At 53.2% G+C, this 20129-nt stretch carries 20 protein-coding genes; 17 read left to right on the top strand and 3 right to left on the bottom strand.

The features are described 5' to 3' along the window. Window positions 1-253 precede the first annotated feature (253 nt). The 3 genes from JW499_RS07350 to JW499_RS07340 all read right to left on the bottom strand — a co-directional run bounded on the left by JW499_RS07350 (window position 254) and on the right by JW499_RS07340 (window position 3285). Window positions 254-877, bottom strand: a complete 624-nt coding sequence (locus JW499_RS07350; RefSeq protein WP_205209990.1) for a LysE family translocator — start codon at window positions 875-877, stop codon at window positions 254-256. Window positions 878-935: 58 nt separating this feature from the next. Further along, window positions 936-1706 (bottom strand): sulfite exporter TauE/SafE family protein, encoded by a 771-nt coding sequence (locus JW499_RS07345; protein WP_205209989.1) that lies wholly within the window; start codon window positions 1704-1706, stop codon window positions 936-938. A 115-nt stretch (window positions 1707-1821) separates the two neighbouring features. After that, window positions 1822-3285 carry a hypothetical protein gene (locus JW499_RS07340; protein ID WP_205209988.1) on the bottom strand — a complete coding sequence of 488 codons (1464 nt, stop codon included), beginning with the start codon at window positions 3283-3285 and terminating at the stop codon, window positions 1822-1824. A 156-nt stretch (window positions 3286-3441) separates the two neighbouring features. Here JW499_RS07340 and JW499_RS07335 point away from each other — a divergent pair, with 156 nt between their 5' ends. From JW499_RS07335 to JW499_RS07255, 17 genes are all read left to right on the top strand, one after another. Beyond that, the gene (locus JW499_RS07335; RefSeq protein WP_205209987.1) at window positions 3442-4698 is read left to right on the top strand and encodes a glutamate-5-semialdehyde dehydrogenase; all 1257 of its coding nucleotides are present in this window, start codon (window positions 3442-3444) and stop codon (window positions 4696-4698) included. 6 nt (window positions 4699-4704) lie between these two features. Beyond that, on the top strand, window positions 4705-5370 hold the full coding sequence (gene nadD / locus JW499_RS07330) for a nicotinate-nucleotide adenylyltransferase (RefSeq protein ID WP_205209986.1): 666 nt from the start codon (window positions 4705-4707) through the stop codon (window positions 5368-5370). A gap of 6 nt (window positions 5371-5376) precedes the next feature. Then, window positions 5377-5727: a ribosome silencing factor gene (gene rsfS / locus JW499_RS07325; protein WP_091362004.1), complete on the top strand. Its 351-nt coding sequence runs from the start codon at window positions 5377-5379 to the stop codon at window positions 5725-5727. A gap of 81 nt (window positions 5728-5808) precedes the next feature. Next, on the top strand, window positions 5809-6276 hold the full coding sequence (gene rlmH, locus JW499_RS07320; RefSeq protein WP_205209985.1) for a 23S rRNA (pseudouridine(1915)-N(3))-methyltransferase RlmH: 468 nt from the start codon (window positions 5809-5811) through the stop codon (window positions 6274-6276). 32 nt (window positions 6277-6308) lie between these two features. After that, window positions 6309-8243: a penicillin-binding protein 2 gene (gene mrdA / locus JW499_RS07315; RefSeq protein WP_205209984.1), complete on the top strand. Its 1935-nt coding sequence runs from the start codon at window positions 6309-6311 to the stop codon at window positions 8241-8243. Next, window positions 8236-9372 carry a rod shape-determining protein RodA gene (rodA, locus tag JW499_RS07310; RefSeq protein ID WP_091362010.1) on the top strand — a complete coding sequence of 379 codons (1137 nt, stop codon included), beginning with the start codon at window positions 8236-8238 and terminating at the stop codon, window positions 9370-9372. Before mrdA ends, rodA begins: the two co-directional genes overlap by 8 nt. Before the next feature lie 144 nt (window positions 9373-9516). Beyond that, on the top strand, window positions 9517-10548 hold the full coding sequence (mltB, locus tag JW499_RS07305; protein ID WP_205209983.1) for a lytic murein transglycosylase B: 1032 nt from the start codon (window positions 9517-9519) through the stop codon (window positions 10546-10548). A 3-nt stretch (window positions 10549-10551) separates the two neighbouring features. Beyond that, window positions 10552-11397 carry a septal ring lytic transglycosylase RlpA family protein gene (locus JW499_RS07300; protein WP_205209982.1) on the top strand — a complete coding sequence of 282 codons (846 nt, stop codon included), beginning with the start codon at window positions 10552-10554 and terminating at the stop codon, window positions 11395-11397. Window positions 11398-11518: 121 nt separating this feature from the next. After that, complete coding sequence (locus JW499_RS07295) at window positions 11519-12688, top strand: D-alanyl-D-alanine carboxypeptidase family protein (RefSeq protein ID WP_205209981.1); 1170 nt, start codon at window positions 11519-11521, stop codon at window positions 12686-12688. 72 nt (window positions 12689-12760) lie between these two features. Further along, window positions 12761-13612: an aminotransferase class IV gene (locus tag JW499_RS07290; protein WP_205209980.1), complete on the top strand. Its 852-nt coding sequence runs from the start codon at window positions 12761-12763 to the stop codon at window positions 13610-13612. 17 nt (window positions 13613-13629) lie between these two features. Continuing rightward, the gene (locus JW499_RS07285; protein WP_205209979.1) at window positions 13630-13911 is read left to right on the top strand and encodes a YbeD family protein; all 282 of its coding nucleotides are present in this window, start codon (window positions 13630-13632) and stop codon (window positions 13909-13911) included. Next, window positions 13911-14573, top strand: coding sequence for a lipoyl(octanoyl) transferase LipB (gene lipB, locus JW499_RS07280; protein ID WP_205209978.1), 663 nt, complete (start codon window positions 13911-13913; stop codon window positions 14571-14573). The genes JW499_RS07285 and lipB overlap by 1 nt, the downstream gene beginning before the upstream one ends. Beyond that, window positions 14566-15570, top strand: a complete 1005-nt coding sequence (gene lipA, locus JW499_RS07275; RefSeq protein WP_205209977.1) for a lipoyl synthase — start codon at window positions 14566-14568, stop codon at window positions 15568-15570. Before lipB ends, lipA begins: the two co-directional genes overlap by 8 nt. Further along, window positions 15570-16505 (top strand): lysylphosphatidylglycerol synthase domain-containing protein, encoded by a 936-nt coding sequence (locus tag JW499_RS07270; RefSeq protein ID WP_205209976.1) that lies wholly within the window; start codon window positions 15570-15572, stop codon window positions 16503-16505. The genes lipA and JW499_RS07270 overlap by 1 nt, the downstream gene beginning before the upstream one ends. A 97-nt stretch (window positions 16506-16602) precedes the next feature. Beyond that, the gene (locus tag JW499_RS07265) at window positions 16603-17637 is read left to right on the top strand and encodes a glycosyltransferase family 2 protein (protein ID WP_205209975.1); all 1035 of its coding nucleotides are present in this window, start codon (window positions 16603-16605) and stop codon (window positions 17635-17637) included. Beyond that, entirely contained in the window at window positions 17597-19198 is a 1602-nt protein-coding gene (locus JW499_RS07260; RefSeq protein ID WP_205209974.1) for an ArnT family glycosyltransferase, read from the top strand. Before JW499_RS07265 ends, JW499_RS07260 begins: the two co-directional genes overlap by 41 nt. After that, window positions 19173-20036: a phosphatase PAP2 family protein gene (locus JW499_RS07255; protein WP_205209973.1), complete on the top strand. Its 864-nt coding sequence runs from the start codon at window positions 19173-19175 to the stop codon at window positions 20034-20036. The genes JW499_RS07260 and JW499_RS07255 overlap by 26 nt, the downstream gene beginning before the upstream one ends. Window positions 20037-20129: the final 93 nt, after the last annotated feature.

The raw sequence follows: 20129 nt of genomic DNA, 5'->3' as shown, positions 1-20129 counted from the left end.
TACAGAGATGTTTGCTGAGGATAATCTCAACCGTGGCTATACGTTGTAGCACAGGCTTTGGGTCATTTCTGATAACAATTAGTCTGAGAGAGAAATGTTGTATCTGGGAGATTAGCTCTCTGCCTTTTAATAAAGTTATAGCGTAGTGTTACGGCGGGAGTTGATCTTCATCAACTTTAACGAAGGCTAATGCTCGGATTGGGTAGAATAGCCGTGCATCCGGATGACGTGTCAGCCAGCGGTGCTGTGTCATTCAGTTGCGGCGGGTAAACAGCAGTCCGATGCCTGCACTTGCCAGCAGGGTGCCGCAGCTGCGATTAAATAGCTGCCGTTTGAGAGGCTCGGCAAACCACTGGCGCAGATAGAGGCCAAACAGTGCGTAAATCGCAATCGCCAGCCACTCAAGCAGCAGGAAGGTGAAGCCCAGTGTAAAAAACTGCAGGCCTGCCGGTGCCTCAGTTGTGACAAACTGCGGTAAAAAGGCGGTGAATATCAGGATCGCTTTAGGGTTACCTGCAGCGAGAAAGAACTCCTGCTGCATTAGTTCAAACTGTTTCTTATTCTCCTGTGTCTGCGCTGTTTCCTCGCTGTGGGTATCGGCTGTCCAAAGCTTGAATGCCAGCCAGAACAGATAGCATGCGCCGGTAACTTTGATCACCGTGAAGATAGCTGCGGATGTGTGCAGGATAACGGCAAGCCCGGCTGCTGCGAGAAAGATCATCCCCGCGAAGGCGATCAGTCGTCCTGCACCGGCAAAGAGGGCGCTATGAAAGCCATAACGCGTGGCATTGTTCATCGCCATCAGATTGTTGGGGCCGGGCGACATGTTCAGTGCGAAACATGCCGGTATAAACAGCAGCAGTGTCATTATATCCATGAGTCTGACCGGTTATTGTGGGCTATCAGTGTCCGCTTGTTGCGATGTTATCAACTGGTTACAGATATACGTCATAGAAAAAATACAGGGTGATGCCGATGCTGGCAACACTCACGAAGTTGCGTACCTGTTGTTGAGGCAGTTTTCGCGATAGATGGGCGGCGACATAGCCCCCAACCACTGTGCCTGTCAGTACGATTGAGCCTTCATACCAGGCGATCACGCCATCATAGATAAACATCGCAATTGCGATCAGCGATACAAAGGTTGATATCAGTAGTTTCAGACCGTTCATCCGGTTGATGTCGGTATATCCGGCCAGAGCCAGATAGCTAAGGGATATAATGCCGAGTCCGGCATTAAAGAACCCGCCATAGAGGCACACGCCAAACAGCAGGAGGGTGAGCAGTGTTGCTGCCGCCGTTGAGGCATGGCGATGCCTTGTTCCCAGTTGCCTGAGTGTCCGGTTTAGTTGTCCTCCGAAGATAAACAGCAGGGTGGCAAATAGCAGTAGCCAGGGGACCGCAGTCTCAAAAGAGGCTTCCGGGGTCTGTAGTAGCAGCCATGCGCCGCAGATACCGCCTATCAGACTGATCAGGATAACGCGTGGCAACTGGTCTTTAATCGCCAGAAGATCTTTTCTGAAAGCCCAGGTGCCACTCATATAACCTGAACAGGATGCGAATGTATTGGTGGCGTTGGCACTGATAGGGGGGACCCCTGCCAGCAGCAGTGCTGGAAAGGTGATAAAGCTGCCACCTCCGGCAATGGAGTTGAGCACTCCGCCAAAGAAGCCGGCAGTAAACAGGATCAGCAGTTCAGTTAGCATGGGGATACCCGGGTTGTCATCAGTGAGCTGAGCATAGGTGAATACCATTCGGCATTACAGATACAGGTGTTGCGCAATCTATAGCTGATCTGTATCGCCTTTGCCCTGTGCTGGCTCAGGGAAAAATTTTGCTGAGCAGATGGCGCGCCTGCTTATCCAGTAACTTCTGATAGTTATCATTAACGGATCTGATCAGCACTTTATCTTCTTCGGCGCGCAGGATATCAGCACCGGCCAGCAGGCTGACCTTGAGATCAGGTGCTTCGCTGAGGGCGGTATGGGTTACCAGTTCGTTGCTGTCGGTGCTATGGGTCAGATAACGGGCCTCCTCCTGCATCCGCGGGAGTTTCTTATAATGACCGCGCACCAGCGCCATATGCAGATTCAGGACGGGTTTGAAGCTGCGGATGCGTTGCTGGTTGAAGAGTTTGTAAAGGCGGTTAAACAGCTGGCTGGCGCAGATCGCATTGATTCCGTGGGAGTCATCCTTGTGGGGCTTCAGAAATGCCAGTTGCAGATCGCCGTTACCGATTCGGGTGGCTTCACCCTGATAGATAGCGATCACCATGTCGAGCATGCGGTAATAGTACTCCTGCAGTTCCAGTTGCTCTTCGCTGGCCAGGTTATCTGAGTGACCGGATGACAGATCAAGATAGAGCAGATAACCCGCTTCTTCTGCGGCGACGATCAGTTCCAGTTCCTGTTCAAACGCATACAGATCCAGCTGAATCTCATGCTGACTGTTGCCAAACAGTGGATTGGGTGTCCGCTGGCGGGATTGTGTCTCCAGACTAATCTCTTCTACGCTGACCTCATCAGTCATAGTATCGGTTGGGGCTTTGGTTTCTGCCCGCTCTTTGTGATCGCAGAAGGGGGCAAAGCCAGGCATATGCGGTGCAGCGTCATCCGGCCTTAACAGATCCACCAGCTCATCCGGGTGGCTTTCGTTGTGTTGCGCGGATCTGTCAGCGAGTAACTCTGTTGAGTGTTCGTCATCCGCTGCTACTGATGGGGCGGCATCGTCTGCGTTTAACGCAGGCTCAGTGTTAGTTGCCGGGGAGGGCGTGTTGCGGCTCAGGCTGAACCAGCAACCGGTGAGGGCGGCAATAACCGTTATCAGGGCCAGAATGGCAGCCTGTACCAGCAGCGCGTTAAAGTTTGATCTGCTCGCTTGCGGATTCAGGTATAGCTCAAGGATGGCCAGGGTCTCATCCTGCTGTCGGATCAGTACATCCTGCTGGATAAGATTGTCCTGGCGGATATCTCCTGCCCGGCCGAGTAGTCGTTCTCTCGGATCGGTGAGGATGATGGCGTCGATGTCAGGCTGCTTTACCAGTTGATTGAGAACGTAGTTGAGGCTGACAGAGTCTCCTGCCAGCAGAGCGGGTTTGATCATGGTAACTGTTTGTTGCCCCAGCAGCTCTCCCTGCTGGCGAGTCTGTAGCTGGGCGATTTTCCCTGCTACAACGGTGAGGTAGATGCCGGATAGCAGCAGGCCTGCGAGCAAGATGCAGCCAAGCGTCATCATCAGCCGGGTACGCTGATTGATCATGGTTGTAAAACGAAGCGGTTTATCCATATTCCGACGGCTACATATTCCGGGGCAGTAAAGCCTGCAGATAATAGCAGTTAAGTCACTTCGCAAAAACGGCTTTTTTGCTGTTTTGCTTTCTCTGTCGATGACCCCCGCTGCCGGGCAGGTTATAATGGCCGGTCTCGACGGAGAAGGAAGGTTATGAACGTTAAAGAGTACATGGCAGAACTGGGTCAGCAGGCACGCGTTGCCTCCCGCGACATTGCGAAAGCTGATACCGGAATAAAGAACCGCGCGTTGCTGGCGATGGCGGATGCGATTGATGCGTCCCGTGAAAAGCTGGTTGCGGCAAATGCTGAAGACCTGCAGCAGGGCCGTGCCAATGGTCTTGATGATGCAATGCTGGATCGTCTGGAACTGAAGCAGTCTCAGATCGATACCATGATCGAAGGTTTACGCCAGGTTGCTGCTCTGCCGGATCCGATCGGTGCGATCACCGATATGAACTACCTGCCCAGCGGTATTCAGGTGGGTAAGATGCGTGTGCCTCTCGGGGTGGTCGGCATTATTTATGAGTCCCGTCCCAATGTGACGGTGGAAGCGGCCAGTCTCTGCCTGAAGTCCGGCAATGCGACTATTTTGCGGGGCGGGTCGGAAGCAATTCACAGTAACGCAGCGGTTGCTGAGTGTATTCAGACAGGGCTCAGAGTCGCGGGACTGCCAGAGCACACGGTGCAGGTGGTTAAAACTACGGATCGTGAAGCGGTGGGTGAACTGATTACGATGCATGAATATGTCGATGTGATTGTGCCGCGGGGTGGGAAAAGCCTGATTGAACGGGTGAGTCGTGATGCCAAAGTAGCGGTCATCAAGCATCTGGATGGTATCTGTCACGTCTATATTGATGAAGATGCTGATAAAACCAAGGCGATCAATGTGGCGATTAATGCCAAAACCCATCGCTACGGCACCTGTAACACTATGGAAACACTGCTGGTGCATGAATCCCGTGCGGCAGAGATTCTGCCTGAGTTAGCTGAACGTTATCAGTCGATTGGGGTTGAGCTGCGCGGTTGCGACAAAACCCGTGAAGTATTGCCGGATATTATCGCAGCAACCGAAGAGGACTGGCAAACCGAGTATCTGGCCCCCATTCTGTCGATCCGGGTAGTCCGCGATATGGCTGAGGCGGTTGAACATATCAACCAGTACGGTTCTCATCATACCGATGCCATTATCACGGAAAATTACACCCGCTCCCGCAGCTTTTTGCGTGAAGTGGACTCCAGTTCGGTAATGGTTAACGCCTCGACCCGCTTTGCCGATGGTTTCGAGTATGGGCTGGGGGCTGAGATTGGTATCTCAACGGATAAAATTCATGCCCGCGGGCCGGTAGGCCTTGAGGGGCTGACCTCACAAAAGTATGTGGTGCTGGGTGATGGCCATATTCGTCAGTAACGCTTGATGAGCGAATCCGTCAAAGTCTTTATGGGTGGGACCTTTGATCCTATTCATAATGGCCATCTGCGCACCGCGCTGGAAATTCAACAATGGCTGGGCGTCAGGCAGGTAACCCTTATGCCCTCCAAAGCTCCGGTTCATCGGCAACAGCCGGAACGCAGTGGTCAGCAGCGTCTGGATATGGTGCGTCTGGCGGTTGCCGATGAACCGGCATTGGTGGCTGATGAGCGGGAGGTTATCTCAGCTAATGCTTCCTATACTGTACTGACACTGGAATCTTTTCGCCGGGAACTGGGGCGGCAAGTGCCGGTCTGCATGATTCTTGGAATGGATGCTTATCTGTCACTGCCGCAATGGGATCGCTGGTTTGAACTGCTGAATCTCTGCCATATTGTGGTGGTTAAGCGGCCCGGCTGGATCTATGAACCCTGCGCTCAGATGCAGCAGATCAGCCACGAGCATGAGATCGATGATGTCGACGCCATGCTGCAAAAACCTGCGGGTCATGTGATTTTTCGTGAACTGACGCCTTTGGGAATCTCAGCCACCCAGATCCGGGAACTGATCAGTGGGGGGCAATCTCCCCGTTATCTGATACCGGATGCGGTGTGGAACTATATAAAACAAAACCGGCTCTATAATTTTGAGCAACATAATGAAGGTAAATAATTACTAATGGAAATGGATCAGATGATCAGCGCTGTACGTGAAGCCCTTGATGATATGAAAGCACGGGATATCGTCGAGATTGATGTCACCAATAAATCAACAGTGACTGACCGGATGGTGATTGCCAGCGGAACCTCTAAGCGCCATGTGATGTCCATAGGACAGCATGTGCAGGAAGAGATGAAGCATAAAGGCCTGATGCCATTGGGGATCGAGGGGCAGGATACCGGCGAGTGGGTGTTGGTAGATCTGGGTGATCTGGTGGTGCATGTGATGATGCCGGATGCCCGAAGCTTCTATGATCTTGAAAAACTCTGGGGCTTTGATGAGGAAGTGGGGCAGGACACAGCACATTAAACGCTTCTGCGACTAAGTTATCGTTGTCTGTCGTGCGCTCACCTCTGTTTTGGGGGAGCGACAAAAGGGATCCGCTTTAACATGAAAATACGCCTTATCGCCGTAGGCACTAAAATGCCTGGCTGGGTAACCGAAGGTTTTAATGAATACCTCAAACGGTTGCCCAATGAGTTCTTTCTGGAGCTGGTGGAGATCCCTCTCGGTCATCGGGGAAAAGGGGCGGATCTGGCCCGGGCCAAACGTCAGGAAGGAGAACAGATGCTGGCGGCGATCCCTAAGGGGGATCGGGTGATCGCACTTGAAGTGGGCGGTAAAAACTGGAGTACTGAACAGTTGGCGGAGCAGGCAGAGCAGTGGCAGATGTCCGGGCAGAACCTCTGCCTGCTGGTTGGAGGGCCTGATGGACTGGCACCGGAGTGTGTTGCCATCGCTGATCAGAAATGGTCTCTCTCGGGCCTTACCCTGCCGCATCCGCTGGTGCGTATTTTGCTGGCTGAACAGTTATATCGGGCCTGGAGTATCATACAGGGCCATCCCTATCATAAATAATCTGATACACATATCTGTGAAGAATTGCTTAGATGTCCGCGTTTGATAGCCTGAAGGATCACACAAAAGAGGGACGGGTGTTTCTGTCACGTGCGCTGATCGCTTTTGTGATTGTGGTGCTGTTGATGGGGGTTCTGATCGGCCGTCTCTACTATCTGCAGGTGATTCAGCATGATCAGCTTGCCGCCGTATCCGATGATAACCGTATCCAGTTACAACCGGTTGCCCCCACCCGTGGTCTGATCTATGACCGCAACGGCACCCTGTTGGCCGATAACCGGCCCAGCTATAGTGTCACCCTGCTGAAAGAGAAGGTCGGGGACCTCGAAGCTACCCTGGCAGAGTTGCAAAAGCTGATTCCCATCAGCGAGCGGGAGCTGGAGTCATTCCATAGACGTCTTAAACAGCGTCGTCGGCCCTATGAAACGGTGCCTTTACGGTTTCGTCTGACCGACGATGAGATTGCCCGTATCGCGGTTAATTATCAGCGTCTGCCCGGGGTGCAGGTCGAGGCCGATCTGATCCGTTACTACCCGTTCGGGGCGAGTCTGGTACATGCGCTGGGCTATGTTGGCCGCATCAACGAGAAAGAGCTGAAGCGGGTCGATCCGAAAAACTACAGTGCCACCCACTATATCGGAAAACTGGGGATTGAGCGGTTTTACGAGCCGCTGCTGCACGGAGAGGTTGGCTATCACAAAGTGGAAACCAATGCCCGGGGACGGGTGATGAGGGTACTTGAGCAAACAGATCCGGTGCCGGGTAAGGATATCGTCCTCTATCTGGATATCCGTTTGCAGCAAGCAGCTGAAAAACTGGTGGAGGGACGTCGGGCTGCGATTGTGGCGATCGATCCTAAAACTGGCGGTATCCTTGCGCTGGTGAGTAATCCGGGTTATGACCCCAACCTGTTTGTCACCGGCATCAGTACCAAAGACTATAAAGCCCTGCGGGAGTCGCCCGATCTGCCACTCTTTAACCGGGCGCTGCGGGGACAGTACCCGCCGGGGTCTACGATTAAACCGATGGTAGCGATGGGAGTGATCGATAGCGGTGTGGTCAGCCCCACGCATACCATCTTCGATCCCGGGTTTTATACCCTGACCAGTGGTGGGCGCCGTTACCGTGACTGGAAGCATGGGGGGCATGGCACAGTGGGTCTGGATATGGCCATTTATCAGTCCTGTGATGTCTGGTTCTACGATGTTGCCAACCGTGCCGGAGTGGATATTATCTCCGATTATCTCGGGCGGTTTGGTTTTGGTCAGGTCACCAGCCTTGATCTGCCGGAGGCGCTGCCAGGCATCCTGCCCTCAAAGGCGTGGAAGAAAAAAACCGGCCGGGGTTCCTGGTTTGCCGGCGATACCCTTAACCTGAGTATCGGGCAGGGGTGGATGCTGGCAACCCCGTTGCAGCTGGCAACGGCCGCCGAAGTGATGGCCAATCGTGGCGAATGGAAGCAGCCGCGTATGCTGAAAGGCGTGATGAAGCATAACAAGCATAAAGCTGACAAGTTGACCGAAGGTAGTGTGGTTGATATCAGTGGACTGGAAGGCACTAAAGCGGTATTACCGGATATTAAATTGAAAAATAACCAGTACTGGAAGCGGATAATCGATGCCATGATCGCCGTTGTTCACGGCCCCCGGGGGACCGCCCGTAAAATAGGCCATGGGCTGGACTTTCAGATTGCCGGTAAAACCGGTACGGCTCAGGTGGTCGGAATTAAGCAGGATGAGGTCTACGATGCTGACAGCATGGCAGAACGTCATCGCGATCACGCCCTGTTTGTCGCTTTTGCGCCAGCCGACAATCCGGAAATTGCGGTTTCGGTGATCGTTGAAAATGGCGGCGGGGGATCCAGTACAGCGGCACCGATAGCGCGGGATGTGATCGACGCCTTTATGCAGCTTAAACGTCAGGATTCGGAAGTGGATGAGCTGGCAGGAGTCGCAAAGGATGGCTGATTTTCAGCGTACTATGCCCGATGCCCAGCCGCACCTGGCGCGGCGCCGGGGACTCTGGTCCTACACCCGCCTGGATGCCTGGTTGCTGCTGTTTATTCTGGTGCTGTGTGGTTATGGGCTGTTAGTGCTATACAGTGCCTCCGGTGGTGATATGGGCTATGTGGTGCGTCAGGCGGTGCGGATGGGCGCGGGACTGGTGGTGATGACGGTGTTCGCCCAGTTGCGGCCTCAGTTGTTTGCCCGCTGGGCACCGGCAATGTATGTCATCTCGTTGGGATTGCTGCTGGCCGTGCTGCTGGTGGGGGTGGGGGCGAAAGGCGCGCAACGCTGGATCGCCCTGCCCGGGTTTCGTTTCCAGCCAGCGGAGATTGTCAAACTGGTATTGCCGCTGATGGTAGCCTGTTATCTGGCTAACCGGCCATTACCGCCAAGCTTTCGTCATATTGTGATCTCGCTGGTGCTGATCTTCGTGCCAGTGGTGTTGATTATGAAACAGCCGGATTTGGGGACATCACTGCTGATCGCCGCTTCCGGTGTGTTTGTATTGCTGCTTTCCGGTATCTACTGGCGTTATATCTTTGGCGCGTTAGCGGTTGCAGCGGCGGGCCTGCCCGGATTGTGGATGGTGATGAAAGATTATCAGAAGCAGCGGGTGTTGACCTTTCTGGACCCTGAAAGTGATCCTCTGGGCGCGGGCTGGAACATTATTCAGTCGAAGGCCGCCATCGGTTCCGGCGGTATAGAGGGTAAAGGCTGGATGCTGGGTACCCAGTCTCAGTTGGACTTTCTGCCGGAAAGTCATACGGACTTCATTATTGCGGTCATGGGCGAAGAGCTGGGGATGATCGGCATTCTGATGCTGCTGGGGATCTATCTGATGATTATTGCCCGGGGACTGGTTATTGCGTCTAAGGCCCAGGACAGTTTTGGTCGTCTGGTAGCTGGCAGTGTCACGCTGACCTTTTTTGTCTATGTCTTTGTCAATATCGGTATGGTGAGTGGCATCTTGCCGGTTGTGGGGGTACCGCTGCCACTGGTCAGCTACGGGGGCACCTCGATTGTGACTCTGATGGCAGGGTTTGGCTTGCTGATGTCGGTTCAGGCGCACCGGCAGATGATCAGCCATTAAGAGGGCAGATTCAATAAACATAATAACTCAGCGGTTTTGTTCTGGTGTCACTGTGATAAAGTCAGGATTCAGCTGAGAGCCGTGTTAAGCGCTTCAATGGTTCAGGGAATGCCAGGTGGTTTTGGCAAATATAGGTAGGGTGATATGTTCAGAACAAAATTTTCACAGTGGCTCAGTAGCGCTGTTCTCAGTACGGGTCTGTTATGGGGGGGGCAGGCAGCGGCTCATGGATATGGCGATCACCCAGCAGCCCAGCCGTTTATCGCCGAAATGGCGCAAGAGGGGTTCGATGAAAAGGAGATCCGGACAGTTCTGGATTCAGCTGAACGTCAGGAAAGTATTCTTAAAGCGATCTCCCGGCCGGCAGAAAAACGCCTTAACTGGGGCGAGTATCGCAATATCTTTCTGCGCGATGCCCGCATAGATCAGGGCCTTGAATTCTGGGATCAGTATGCTGAAGCGCTACAACGGGCGGAACAGACTTACGGTGTTCCCGCACAGATTATTGTCGCTATTATCGGTGTGGAGACCCGCTATGGACGCAATATGGGCAGCTATCGGGTGGTCGATTCGTTGTCGACGCTTGGTTTTGATTACCCTCCGCGGGGCAAATTCTTTCAGGGGCAGCTAAAAGAGTATTTCTACCTGCTGCGGGAAGAGGGGGTTGATCCGTTCAGCTTAAAAGGCTCCTATGCTGGCGCCATGGGATTCGGACAGTTTATTCCCAGCAGCTTCAGAAGCTTTGCTGTTGATTTTGATGGCGATGGCAAGAAAGATATCTGGAATAATCCGGTCGATGCTATTGGCAGCGTTGCCCACTATTTCCAGGCTCATGGCTGGAAAGCGGGTGAACCTGTGCGCAGTAATGTAGTGATGGAGCAACTGGCGGATGAAGCCTGGATTAATGGCGATCTGAAGCCTGAGCTGACCCTGGCGCAGTGGTCGGAACGGGGTATCCGTACCCGTAAAGGACTGGATGCTGACAGCAAAGCAACTCTGATCCGTCTGGAAACTGATGGTGAGTTCCAGCACTGGTTTGGGTTACACAACTTCTATGTTATCACCCGTTACAATCACAGCCGCTTGTACGCCATGGCGGTCTATGAACTGAGTCAGGCGATAACGGAGAAGCGCCACCAGGTGCAGGCCAGACAACAGAATGGAGTGGCAGGTTAATTCATGAAACGAGTAATCCCCAATCTGACAGCGTTATTGTTGCTCGTGGTGCTGGGCGGATGTTCCTCTGCCCCCAGTGGCCGGTATGCTGTCGAGAAGGATTACGGCCCGTCAAACCGGGTGGATGTGTCCCATGTGCCGGATGCGGTGCCCCGGGTTGAGCCAAAAAGCAGTGGGGGTAATAAAAGCCCCTATTCGGTGCTGGGTAAAACCTATCATGTGATGGCTTCCAGCCGCGGTTATAAAGAGCGCGGTGTGGCCTCATGGTATGGCAAAAAATTTCATGGTCACAAGACTTCAAATGGCGAAACCTACAATATGTATGGTATGAGTGCCGCCCATAAGTCGCTGCCGCTGCCCAGTTATGTTCAGGTGACCAATCTCAGTAATGGTAAACGGGTGATTGTCCGGGTTAATGACCGCGGGCCGTTTCATGGCGGTCGCATTATTGATCTTTCCTACGCCGCAGCATCTAAGCTGGATATGCTTGGAGGGGGAACCGCCCATGTAGAGGTTGAAGCGATTGATCCCGCTAGCTGGAGTACCTCATCAGCCGCGATAGTCGCTGACAGCGTCAAAACCACGGCACCGCCGCAGCCCAGCGCTTCGATTGTCGGCAAACGTTATCTGCAGGTCGGTGCGTTTGGGCTACAAACGACTGCGATGGAGGCTAAGCAGCAACTGCTGCAGATGCTGCCGGGCTATCAGGTCCGGATCGTACCTTTGAATCTGCCTGATCGAACCTTATACCGGGTGCAGGTCGGACCGGTGCAGCTGAATGCTAATCTGGCGGCACTGGTTTCAAAAATAGAAGCGGCAGGCTATCTGCGTCCACATTTGGTAGACTAGGCGGCGTTAATTGGATTTGCTGAAGTAAACCGCAGATGTGTGGTCGAACCTTTGGGCTGTTTTCAGGTCTCAGCTGTATCTGGACCCTCTGTAACCGTAATAAAAGTATTTATAAAACACTATGATTAGAAAATTTGCTTTTCGCTCGCTGATATTTCGCCTGTTTCTCCTTTCAATCTGTCTCTCGTCACTGCCGGTGCAGGCGGCGAAGATTACCCCGGCTCCGCCTCAGGTAGCTGCCCGGGCGTATATTGTTATGGATGCCGACACCGGTAAAGTGATTATGGCCAGCCGGGAGGATGAACGTTTTCCTCCTGCCAGTCTGACCAAAATGATGACCAGCTATATTCTTGAAGGCGAGCTGACCAAAGGCAATATCAGTAAGAGCGATATGGTGCCGGTTTCCGTCAAGGCCTGGCGTGCTCCGGGGTCACGGATGTTTATTCAGGAGGGAACGCAGGTTCTTCTGAGTGATCTGCTGAAGGGTATCATTATACAGTCGGGCAATGATGCCAGTGTGGCGGTGGCGGAGTATATTGCCGGTAGCGAAGCGGCTTTTGCGGATATGATGAACCAGCATGCCGCCCTGTTGGGTATGAAAAACTCTCACTTTATGAACGCCACCGGTTTGCCCGCAGAAGATCACTACTCTTCGGCGTACGATCTGGCGCTGCTGGCGCAGGCTATTATTCAGAAATACCCGGAGCAGTATGGGGTTTACTCTGAAAAGTATTTTACCTACAACAAGATTCGTCAGCCTAACCGCAATAAACTGCTGTGGCGGGATGATTCTGTTGATGGCCTGAAAACCGGCCACACCGATGCGGCCGGTTACTGCCTGGTGGCCTCTGCAAAACGGGACGGGATGCGTTTGATCACCGTGGTGATGGGCACCAGCAGTGAAGAGGCGCGGGCGCAGGAGAGTCAGAAACTGCTGGCGTACGCGTTCCGCTATTTCCGAACCCATAAACTCTATGATGCGGGTCAGGTGCTGGAAACCGCTAAAGTGTGGGCCGGACAGCAGAATCAGTTGAAAGTCGGTCTGGAAGATGCGATGGCAATCACCATTCCCCGGGGGGAGGGTGAGCAACTACAAGCGGTTCTGGATCTCGATAAAGTGATTAAGGCACCGATCGAAAAAGGTCAGAGCTTTGGCAGTCTGAAAGTGATGCTTGAGGATAAAGTGGTTGCTGAAGCACCGGTTATCGCACTGGAAAGTATTGCCGAAGCGGGACTTTTACAACGCATCTGGGATGCTATCGCGCTATTCTTTTATAACCTGATTAACTGACCCCGAGGGGCTGGACACAGATGCCCGGGCTCAGGATCCAATCTGAGTCCGGGCATCTGTCGTTAAATAAAGATGGATACAGTATTTCTGAATGGCGAGTTCATTGCGCAACAGCAGGCGACCGTCTCGGTATTTGACCGCGGCTTTCTGTTTGGCGACAGCGTATATGAAGTGATCCCATTTTACCGGGGCCAGGGGTTTCGGCTGGATGAGCATCTGCAGCGACTCGAGCATAGCCTCAGAGCGATTCAGATCAATGCAGATCACGACTGGAAAACGATCTTAACCCGGTTGGTAGAGATGAATGGTGGTGGCAATCTGTCAGTGTACCTTCAGATCAGCCGGGGCTGTTCCGGTAACCGCAGTCATATTTATGCTGCTGATATGGTGCCCACGGTGTTTGCCTGCTGCAGCCCGATCAAGAATATTTATGCTGCCGGGGCTGATTCCATCGCTGGTGTGAGGGCGATTGTGACCGCCGATCTGCGCTGGGGACGTTGTGATATTAAGAGTACCGGCCTGCTCCCCAATATACTGGTGATGCAGCAGGCTCGGCAGTCAGGGGTGGATGAAGCCCTGATGATCCGGGACGGTCTGCTGACCGAAGGTGCTTCCTGTAATCTGATGCTGGTGGATAAGGGTGTGATCTACACTCCTAAACGGGGCTCTGAAATTCTTGGAGGCACAACCCGCGAGCTGATTCTGGAGCTGGCAGCGGAGGACGGGATTCCTACTCAGGAAGTGGATATCGATTATGACCGTCTGATGGCCGCTGACGAGGTCTGGATCAGTAGTTCAACCCGGGCGGTCGTGCCGGTGCTTGAAATTGATGGTCAGCCGGTGGCTGACGGAAATAAAGGCCCTCTGTGGGCGAGAATGTTTGAACTGTTTACCCGTTATCAGAACGATCTGATGAACGGCTGAGTATGTGAGAGATAGCGATGGCGCAACAAACTGAGCAAGACGCACCGAAAATTGAGTTCCCCTGTCCCGATTACCCGATCAAGGTGATTGGCCGGGATGGCCCCGATTTTCAAGAGGTTGTGATCGAGGTGCTACGTATCCATGTGCCCGATCTGGATATCACTAAAATTGAGATTCAGGGTAGCCGTAAGGGTACTTTTGTCTCGCTGCGCATGAAGATTACCGCCACCGGGCATGATCAGCTTAAAGCGTTGCATGAGGATCTGCTTGGCACCGGGCGTGTACAGATGGTGATGTGATGGCACTGTCTGAACAGATAGTGGTACGTGATCTGGGGCTGGTGGAATATCTGCCTGCCTGGCAGGCGATGCAACACTTTACCGCCGCAAGGGATGATAATACCGTTGATGAGATCTGGCTGCTGGAACATCACCCGGTGTTTACTCAGGGGCATGCCGGTGACGCCGGGCACCTCCTGGGTACCGGCGATATTCCGGTGGTTCAGGTTGATCGTGGTGGCCAGGTCACCTACCACGGCCCGGGTCAGTTGGTGGTCTATCTGTTGCTCAACCTGCGGCGGAAAAAGTTTGGCGTTAAAGAGCTGGTTGCGCGTATGGAAGCCAGCATTGTTGAGCTATTGTCACACTATGGTGTCGACGCCTATGCCCGGGCGGATGCGCCCGGTGTTTATGTCAACGATGCAAAAATCTGCTCGCTGGGATTGCGGGTGCGTAAAGGCTGTTCGTTTCACGGACTGGCCTTTAATCTGGATATGGATCTCGAACCTTTTAACCGGATCAACCCTTGTGGTTATGCCGGTATGGCAGTTACCCGATTGAAAAACCTGGTCGACACGCTCGACAGGGAATCCGTTAAGGATTTACTTACAGAAATACTGGTGAAAAGACTCGACTATAACGAGCGCACCAATGCTAACTCGTTGGAAGGTACTGATGTCTGAGAATAGTGAAAATGTGCAAAGTGCAGTTGCTGCAGCCGATAAGCCACAGCGTGCTGAAGCCGGTGTCAAACTGCGCGGGGCGGAAAAGGTCTCCCGCATCCCGGTTAAGGTAATTCCCACCGAACGGGACCAGATTCTGCGCAAGCCTGAGTGGCTGCGGGTATCCCTGGGCACCTCGCCCAAAGTGCAGGGAATCAAAAACAAGCTGCGTAAGCATAAACTGGCTTCGGTATGTGAAGAAGCCAGCTGTCCGAATCTGGGTGAATGTTTCAGCCATGGTACCGCCACTTTTATGATTATGGGGGATATCTGCACCCGTCGCTGTCCATTCTGTGATGTTGCCCATGGTCGTCCCAAACCCTTGCCAGAAAATGAACCTGCTGAACTGGCTGAAGCGATTGCGGATATGGGGCTGCGCTATGTCGTGATTACCTCGGTGGATCGGGATGATCTGCGCGATGGCGGGGCAGAGCATTTTGCCCGTTGTATCACCGAAACCCGCAAAGCGGTTCCGTCGATTCAGGTGGAAACCCTGGTGCCTGATTTCCGTGGTCGCATGGATATCGCACTGGATGTGTTGCAACAAACGCCGCCAGATGTGTTTAACCATAATATGGAAACCGTACCGCGACTCTACCGTAAGGTGCGTCCGGGCGCTGATTATCAGTGGTCATTAGCGTTGCTGCAGAGATATAAACAGCGTTGTCCCGATGTGCGGACTAAATCTGGCCTGATGGTTGGCGTGGGTGAGACCAAAGAGGAGATTATCGCTGTGCTGAAAGATCTGCGGGCTCATGATGTGGATATGCTCACTATTGGTCAGTATCTGCAGCCCAGCCGTGATCATCTGCCGGTGGATCGTTATGTCACCCCGGAAGAGTTTGATGAATATGCACAGGTAGCAAAAGAACTGGGCTTCTCACAGGTTGCCAGTGGGCCTCTGGTGCGTTCATCCTATCATGCCGATCTGCAGGCTAAAGGTGAAACAATCAGCTGATGCGCCGCGCACAACTGCTTAAACTGTTACTGTCAGTGGTGATTCTGGTCGTCACCCTGGCGGTGGTGGAATATAAAATCGGCTGGTACAGCCTGCTGACATCCTGGCAGGGATTCTCAGCTGAAACGCTGGCGATGCTGGCGATCCTGTCACTCAGCAGTAATGCGTTACGGGCGTGGCGGATAAAAATCAGCTTTGAGTTGCCTGCCTCCCGTTATCCCCGAATGTTTTATCTCAGCACCAACCATAACCTGCTCAATAATCTGTTACCGATGCGCACCGGTGAGGTGGCGTTTCCGGTACTGATCAAACGCTATTTTGGTATTGGGCTGATGAGTTCCTCATCTCACCTCTTGCTCTATCGTCTGCTGGATCTGGTGGCGTTGCTGTCGGTTGCCGGGGTTTTGGCTCTGTGGCAGGTTAATCCCATGGCCGCTGTTGGTCTGGCGCTGATTACGGTCGCCGCCCTGTTGCTGTTTGATCGGGGTAAGCGTGTGGTTATCTGGCTGCTGGGACGGTTCAGCAGTCAGAAGCTGCAGCAACTGGCGCAGACATTTGCGGTTTTACCAACCCGGGGTGGACACTTTAGCGCAATTGTTATTGTCACCTATGCGGTGTGGCTAACCAAGTTGCTGGCGTTTCTGGGGGTGGTGTTACAGCTGTCTCAACTGACTCTGGTGCAGGCGGTTTCCAGTGTTGCGGTGGCGGATCTCTCCTCGATTCTGCCGATCCACGGGGTCGCGGGTTCTGGCACCTTTGAGGCCGCCTTTGTGTTGGCTGGGAAGTTCTATGCAATCGACACCACGGCGCTGCTTAAAGTTGCAGTACAGCTGCATCTGTTTTTGCTGCTGATGTCCTTTGTTGCTTTTGGCTTAGGCTGGCTGGTCGCGAAAGTTTTTTATCGTGAAGGGGGCCTGACAGCAGAAGCTGAATGAGCTGCAGTGCTTGATATGACGGGCTTTACCTTCATATCAAAAGGGCTTTGTGATAGAGTCCGCTTACACTTTTTAATGATCTGAATCCGGATAATTTATGAAATCATTATCGATCGTCGTACCGATGTATAAAGAAGAGGATTGTGTTTTTCCGCTGGTTGAGCGGGTGCACGAGTGCCTCAGCGATTATGCCGGTAAGTGGGAACTTATCTGTGTCGATGATGGTAGTCCGGACAATACGGTTTCGCGGCTTTATGAAGCCCAGACTCAGTGGGGTGATCATTTGCGGGTAGTGGAACTGCAGCGTAACTTTGGTCAGACCGCTGCGATGCAGGCGGGCATTGATGCCGCCCGGGGTGAAATTATTGTCACCATGGATGGCGATCTGCAAAATGATCCTGCCGATATACAGCGCATGATCGTTGAGATGGAAGAACGTGACCTGGATATGTTGCAGGGCTGGCGCAAACAGCGGGAAGATGAGTCGACCCGTAAATTCTTCTCCCGTCAGGCCAACCGCCTGATCGCTAAAGTGACCAGCGTACGGTTGCATGACTATGGCTGCAGCCTGAAAGTTTATCGTGCCAGTGTTATCAAACAGGTGCGCCTGTTTGGTGAGATGCACCGCTTTATTCCGGTATGGGTCGCTTCGGTGACCAAACCGTCACGCATTGGTGAGACCGTGGTTGATCACCATGCCCGCCAGTTTGGCGAGTCGAAGTACGGTCTGTCCCGCACCTTCCGGGTTATCCTTGATCTGCTGGTGGTGTTCTTCTTCCTGAAGTTTAAAGCCCGTCCCGGCCACTTTTTTGGCTACCTTGGCCTGGGTATGGGGGTGTTGGGGTCGTTGATTATGACCTGGCTGACAGGGGTTAAGCTGTTCCTTGGAGAAGATATTGGTGGCCGGCCGCTGTTTATGATCGGTATCTTCCTGCTGGTGGTTTCTCTGCAGTTCATCACCACCGGTGTGCTGGCAGAGATGATGTCGCGGATCTTCTTTGAAACGTCTAATACCCGCGGTTATACCCTGCGGGAAAAACTGAATAATGACGATGAAGGGCGGTGGTATGCCCCGCAACCCGACGTAACGGATGGGACCACTGCGCATGACGCCGACTCTGCGCCAAAGTAATCTGTTGCATTACGGGCTGCTGTTTGCCGCACTGTTTTTAGCTTTCTTCTGGAATATCTGGGGCTTCTCTCTGTTCGATCTTGATGAGGGAGCCTTTTCCGAAGCCACCCGGGAGATGCTGACCAACAGCAACTTTGCCGCGACCTATCTGGATGGTGAACCCCGTTACGATAAGCCCATACTGAGTTACTGGTTTCAGGCACTCAGCGTTACGCTGTTTGATCTGAGCGAGTTTTCACTGCGGCTACCCTCTGCCATTGCGGCCAGCTGCTGGTTGCTGGCCTGTTATCGCTTCGCCGGTCAGCAATGGAACCGCACTACAGCGCTGTACACCGTGCTGATTATGGCGAATACCCTGTGGATCGGCATTATTGGCAAAGCAGCCATTGCTGATGCCTGGCTCAACCTGTTTCTCACCCTGACCCTGCTGGATATGTGGCGTCACTGGCAGAACCCGACACGATCGCTGCTGTTGCGGGTCTATCTGTGGATGGCACTGGGTCTGCTGGCCAAAGGCCCGGTAGCGGTGCTGGTGCCACTGCTGGTCAGTGGTATCTTCTATCTGATTCAGGGCGTATGGCGTCGCTGGCTGGCAGCTATCTTTTATCTGCCGGGCTGGGCGTTGCTATTGGCTATCCTGACGCCATGGTTGTGGCTGGTATATCAGGATCAGGGGCTGGGATTCTTTCAGGGCTTTCTGCTGGACCACAACCTGAAACGTTTCAGTGATACCCGGGAGGGACATGGCGGTAAACTCTGGTATTACCTGTTTGCTCTGCCGCTGGTGCTGTTACCGTTCAGCGCGGCACTGTTTACCCTGCTGCGTAATTTGCGTGAGTTGCGTAAGGACTCACTAACGCTCTATCTCATGATATGGCTGGGCGTGGTTTTTGTACTGGTTTCATTCTCGGGTACTCAGCTACCGCATTATGTGGTGTACGGTATCAGCGGTTTGCTGATGTTGTTTGCTCATAATCGCGAACGTCTGTTCCGCAGTTGGGGGCTGGTATTTCCTCTACTGTTCTTCGTGCTGATGCTGGCATTGCCATGGATTCTCGAAGCTGCTGCAGGCAGCAGTAAAAAACTTTACGAGCAGGAGATGCTGGCGCGGGTCTGGGATGTGGCTGGCACCGCTTATATTACCGCCAGTATTGTTGCTTTGCTGTTAACGTTAGTGGTCATCTTTACCGCTAAACTGGAGCGTCCTGCGAAGTTTGTTGCGATCGGTTTTATTCAGACGCTGTTTGTATTTACCTTTTTTATTCAGGTGATGGCTGGATTACAGCAGCAGCCGGTTCAGGAAGCGGCTGCGATTGCCCGCAAACTGAGTGACAAACATGTGATCGCCTATGGCGTTCACCGGCCGAGCTTCAGTGTCTACCGTGATGCGATTACGCCGCAGGACCGTTCCCCTGAGGCGGGAGACGTGATCTTTACGGATGCAGATAACCTGTTGAAGCTGCAGCAGCAAAATCCCGATGCGGTATTAGAGCTGCTGTTCAGTAAGGGTGGTATCAGACTGGTGGAGTGGCGTGATGCAACACCTGCTGTCGCAAATTAAAGCCTGCTTTATCGTCGCTGAGCTGCCTGCGCAGTTGCACCGTTCCAAAGAACGTTTTTGCGAGCGGGATGACTCGCTGGCGTTAAAGCGTTTAACACAGATCGCTCTGGCAATGCTGGGCGGGGCTCTGCTGCTCTGGCTGGTAGCCGGATATCACGGCGCATTTCATCTGTTGAATCAGTTTACCCCCTGTTTTCCTGCAACCTTCTGGCAGATCGTTACCTTTATGGGGGATACCACCTTTGTGCTGACACTGGCGCTGCTGGTTGCCCGGCGCAAGCCCGAGCTGCTCTGGGTGCTGTTTATTGCCGCGATCTATGGCACCCTGGCGACCCACGGATTGAAAACGCTGTTCGGCGCTGAGCGTCCTCCCGTGGCGTTATTGAGCGGGGAGTATAATCTGGTGGGCAAGGCGCTGAGAAATGGCAGTTTTCCCTCGGGACACTCTTTTACGGCGTTTGCGTTTGTCGCGGTGGCTTATTACTTCTTTAACCATCGACTGCTGCGTATTGGTCTGCTGTTGTCGGGTGGGCTGATTGGTTTGAGTCGGGTGATGGTTGCCGCGCACTGGCCAGTCGATGTACTGGTCGGTGGCGCACTGGGAATGCTGGTTACTGTGGCGGCGATTAAGACTGCAAAGCTATCAGATATTGGTTTTCGCAGACCGATGCACCTGTTTATTGTCTTCCTGTTGCTGGTGGCTGCCTTGATGATTATGTCCGGGCATACGGGGGGGTATCCACAGGCGCAACTGTTTGCCAAAGTGATCGCTTTTGCTGTCCTACTGGTCTTTGTTTGTGAATACTTTCTGCCAGCACGGCATCCCGGACCTCGCTGATTCTTATCGATAGTAAACTACCTTTCCCGCGTGTATTTATCTTTAAATCACCGCTGCAATTGTGCAATAATACATATATTAGATTTTTCTTAT

It is taken from the genome of Amphritea pacifica (assembly GCF_016924145.1).
GTDB classification, from domain to species: Bacteria; Pseudomonadota; Gammaproteobacteria; order Pseudomonadales; family Balneatricaceae; genus Amphritea; species Amphritea pacifica.
This window is presented reverse-complemented; position numbering and strand designations above follow the sequence as displayed.

Coding starts and splice junctions, on each gene's coding strand:
- JW499_RS07350 (WP_205209990.1), bottom strand. CDS start 877: ATGGATATAATGACACTGCTGCTGTTTATACCGGCATGTTTCGCACTG.
- JW499_RS07345 (WP_205209989.1), bottom strand. CDS start 1,706: ATGCTAACTGAACTGCTGATCCTGTTTACTGCCGGCTTCTTTGGCGGA.
- JW499_RS07340 (WP_205209988.1), bottom strand. CDS start 3,285: ATGGATAAACCGCTTCGTTTTACAACCATGATCAATCAGCGTACCCGG.
- JW499_RS07335 (WP_205209987.1), top strand. CDS start 3,442: ATGAACGTTAAAGAGTACATGGCAGAACTGGGTCAGCAGGCACGCGTT.
- nadD (WP_205209986.1), top strand. CDS start 4,705: ATGAGCGAATCCGTCAAAGTCTTTATGGGTGGGACCTTTGATCCTATT.
- rsfS (WP_091362004.1), top strand. CDS start 5,377: ATGGAAATGGATCAGATGATCAGCGCTGTACGTGAAGCCCTTGATGAT.
- rlmH (WP_205209985.1), top strand. CDS start 5,809: ATGAAAATACGCCTTATCGCCGTAGGCACTAAAATGCCTGGCTGGGTA.
- mrdA (WP_205209984.1), top strand. CDS start 6,309: ATGTCCGCGTTTGATAGCCTGAAGGATCACACAAAAGAGGGACGGGTG.
- rodA (WP_091362010.1), top strand. CDS start 8,236: ATGGCTGATTTTCAGCGTACTATGCCCGATGCCCAGCCGCACCTGGCG.
- mltB (WP_205209983.1), top strand. CDS start 9,517: ATGTTCAGAACAAAATTTTCACAGTGGCTCAGTAGCGCTGTTCTCAGT.
- JW499_RS07300 (WP_205209982.1), top strand. CDS start 10,552: ATGAAACGAGTAATCCCCAATCTGACAGCGTTATTGTTGCTCGTGGTG.
- JW499_RS07295 (WP_205209981.1), top strand. CDS start 11,519: ATGATTAGAAAATTTGCTTTTCGCTCGCTGATATTTCGCCTGTTTCTC.
- JW499_RS07290 (WP_205209980.1), top strand. CDS start 12,761: ATGGATACAGTATTTCTGAATGGCGAGTTCATTGCGCAACAGCAGGCG.
- JW499_RS07285 (WP_205209979.1), top strand. CDS start 13,630: ATGGCGCAACAAACTGAGCAAGACGCACCGAAAATTGAGTTCCCCTGT.
- lipB (WP_205209978.1), top strand. CDS start 13,911: ATGGCACTGTCTGAACAGATAGTGGTACGTGATCTGGGGCTGGTGGAA.
- lipA (WP_205209977.1), top strand. CDS start 14,566: ATGTCTGAGAATAGTGAAAATGTGCAAAGTGCAGTTGCTGCAGCCGAT.
- JW499_RS07270 (WP_205209976.1), top strand. CDS start 15,570: ATGCGCCGCGCACAACTGCTTAAACTGTTACTGTCAGTGGTGATTCTG.
- JW499_RS07265 (WP_205209975.1), top strand. CDS start 16,603: ATGAAATCATTATCGATCGTCGTACCGATGTATAAAGAAGAGGATTGT.
- JW499_RS07260 (WP_205209974.1), top strand. CDS start 17,597: ATGGGACCACTGCGCATGACGCCGACTCTGCGCCAAAGTAATCTGTTG.
- JW499_RS07255 (WP_205209973.1), top strand. CDS start 19,173: ATGCAACACCTGCTGTCGCAAATTAAAGCCTGCTTTATCGTCGCTGAG.